This is a genomic window from Burkholderia sp. Ac-20392 (assembly GCF_017104585.1).
Lineage (GTDB): Bacteria > Pseudomonadota > Gammaproteobacteria > Burkholderiales > Burkholderiaceae > Burkholderia > Burkholderia lata.
This window is the reverse complement of record NZ_JAAGPB010000775.1, coordinates 1-2,723: the sequence shown is the minus strand read 5'-3', so window position 1 is coordinate 2,723 and position 2,723 is coordinate 1. Positions and strand designations below refer to the sequence as shown.

3 protein-coding genes are annotated in these 2,723 nt (G+C 66.8%); 1 reads left to right on the top strand and 2 read right to left on the bottom strand.

The window, feature by feature from the left end:
• Together G3N99_RS38065 and G3N99_RS38060 are read right to left on the bottom strand one after the other, a co-directional pair.
• On the bottom strand, positions 1 to 237 hold a 237-nt coding region (locus G3N99_RS38065), incomplete at its 3' end, for a 2-dehydro-3-deoxygalactonokinase (protein WP_206124950.1).
• A 49-nt stretch (positions 238 to 286) separates the two neighbouring features.
• Positions 287 to 1,408 (bottom strand): porin, encoded by a 1,122-nt coding sequence (locus G3N99_RS38060; protein ID WP_174932682.1) that lies wholly within the window; start codon positions 1,406 to 1,408, stop codon positions 287 to 289.
• A gap of 319 nt (positions 1,409 to 1,727) precedes the next feature.
• Here G3N99_RS38060 and G3N99_RS38055 point away from each other — a divergent pair, with 319 nt between their 5' ends.
• Positions 1,728 to 2,723 carry a LacI family DNA-binding transcriptional regulator gene (locus tag G3N99_RS38055; RefSeq protein ID WP_244132386.1) on the top strand — a complete coding sequence of 332 codons (996 nt, stop codon included), beginning with the start codon at positions 1,728 to 1,730 and terminating at the stop codon, positions 2,721 to 2,723.

The following is a 2,723-nucleotide window of genomic DNA, read 5'->3' as shown; positions in this document are numbered from 1 at the left end:
CGCCGGCCACGCATCGAGCCAGGCGCCGCACACGTCCTCGAACGCCGCATCGCACGCGTCGGCGATCGCGATGCCCGCGCCGCCGAGCTGCATCACGCCCTTCGGCGCGGCCTGCTCGTCGAGCACCGTCCGCACATCCGCCATCAGGTACGCGCGCAGCGACGTGGTGCCCCAGTCGAGTGCGATCAGGCGCGGCGCCGGCGCTTGGCCGCCGGGCCGTGGTATTGCATCTTGCATAGGATTCCTCTGTTTGACGGTTGCAGCTCGATGCTTCGTCAGGCCCGTATCAGAAGAGCGTCTCGATACCCGCGTAGACGCCCGTCTGCCCGTGCCCCGGCATCGGCGACGCACCGAGCCCGTTGCCGTTGCCGAGCCCCGGCGACTGCGGGTTCACGCCCAGGTTCGCCCCCGCGCTGTTGAACACGTGCGCGGCCGTCGCATACAGGAACGTGCGCTTCGACAGGTCGTACATCGCGCCGAGGCCGATGATCGTCGAACGCCCTTCGCCGCTGTGGTCGGCGGTCCACTGGCCGGCGTCGATCTTCATCGAATAGACGGCGCTCTGCAGATGCAGGAACGGCGTCGCGTCGTACGTCACGCCGCCCCAGTAGTAGTTCGCGGTGCGCGACAGGCCGGCCGGCGTGTCGGGCGCGCTGTAGCGCGTATAGCCGAGCTGCACCAGTGCGGGCCCGAAGCGGTCGCGCACGCCGATGAACGCTTCCTGCGACGCGGTGAACAGGTTGTCTTCGCGGCCGTACTGGTTGCGGATCTCGTTCCAGATGGCGCGCACCTCGAAGTCGCCGTGCGTGTACGCGACCGTCGCGCCATCGGAAAGGCCCGTTGCACCCACGTTGTTCGTCGAACCGCGCAGCCAGCCGTTCGAGCTGTTACCGAGGTTCGCCTGCAGCGCGAACGAGAAGCCGCCGAACTTCGGCGATTCGTAGCGGATCCCGTTCGACAGTTTCGGGCCGTTGCGGTAGGACGTGAGCGACTCGACCGAATAGTTTTCCTCGAGCAGCGGATCGTACGACCAGATATAGCTGTTGATGAACGAACCCTGCCCGAGCCGCAGGAAGCCGTAGCGCTCGTTCTTGAAGCCGACCCACGCGCCGCGCTGGAACAGCACGCCGCCGCCGTAGTTGCCGTTCGCCGCGTTGATCGACGATTCGAGCCAGAACACGGCCTGGTTGCCGCCGCCGAGATCCTCCTTGCCGGTGATGCCGAGAATGCTCGTCCCCCAGTCGTTGCCTTCCGAGAAGCGCGAGCCCGTCGAATGCGGGCCGTTCTGCACGCCGCTCAGGTACTGCACGTCGCCGCCCACACGCCCCCATACGGTGACGCTCGATTGAGCCTGCGCCACGGCCGGCACCGCCAGGGCCAGCGCCGCGATCCACCCATACTGTCGCATCTAGATCTCCTCCTTCTTTTCGTTCACGTCTCGCCCGATTTGGGAAAACGCTTTCCCTTTTCGGCAAAAAAATTTCGCGGCGTTTGCCGTGCGTCGTTTTCCGCCGGATCTCGGACGGAATGCGCGCGTGCTATGCTCGCGAAACGGGAAAGCGTTTTCATTGTCGGCGCGCGATTGCGCTTTTTCAAGAAAATTCTGGCCCTCCAAGGGATACTACCGAGTCCGATCGCGCGGCACGCATGCAATGCCGCCGCGCGGCCGCCGCCACCGGCGCGCATGCTATGCTCGCCGGCAAAATGCACTGACACTCACTTTCATCGTGGCCAAGATCAACGAAGTCGCCGCCGCTGCAGGCGTCTCCATCGGAACCGTCTCGAAGTTCATCAACAAGACGAAGCGCTTCTCGCCCGACGTCGAGCGCCGCATTGCCGAGGCGATCGAGCAGCTCGGCTACGAGTCGAACCCGCTCGCGCGCTCGATGGCCACCGGCCAGACAGGCGCGGTCGGCGTCGTGATCCAGGACATTCTCAACCCGTACTTCACCGCGATGGTCAAGGGCGTGAACCGGATCGCGCAGCGCAACGACTTCGTCGTCCTGATCGTCGATGCCGACGAGAACCGCAAGGGCGAGCGGCCGGCGCTGACGAAGCTGAGCCGGCGCGTCGACGGCCTGATCCTGAACACCAGCATGCCCGACGACGACCTGCGCTGGACCGCGAGCCTCGGCAAGCCGGTGGTCGCGGTCGGTTCCGCGCCGCGCGACGGCCTGCTGACGCTGTACTCCGATCCGGTTCGTGCGGGCGAGATGCTCGCGCAGCACCTGCTGATGGAGAAGTACCAGCGCTTTGCGTACATCAGCCTGCCCAACGCACGCGGTGACGACGAACGCCGCGCCGGCGCCGAGCAGGTGCTCGCGCGCGCCGGCCTGCCGCTGCGCACCTTCAGCGTGCCGCGCGCGACGGTGGCCGACGGCGAGCGCGTGTGCGCGTCGGTGATGCTGTCGGCCGAGCCGCCCGATGCGGTGATCTGCTACAACGACATGATCGCGGCCGGCTTCATCAAGGAAGCCGAGCGGCTCGGCATCGCGATCCCGCACGACGTCGCCGTGTGCGGCTTCGACAACCTCGAACTCGGCAAGCTCACGTCGCCCACGCTCACTTCGATCGACACCGAAACCGAGCGCGCGGGCGAAGTCGCAATGACGACGCTGCTCGACGCGCTCGCGGGCAAGTCGCCCGACCCGCATACGATGCTCGAGGCGCGGCTCGTCGTGCGCGAATCGACGGTGCGGCCGCGCGACGCGCGCCGCCGCTGA

Excerpts from the sequence above, each read along its gene's own strand:
- G3N99_RS38060 (WP_174932682.1), bottom strand. The coding sequence starts at position 1,408 with ATGCGACAGTATGGGTGGATCGCGGCGCTGGCCCTGGCGGTGCCGGCC.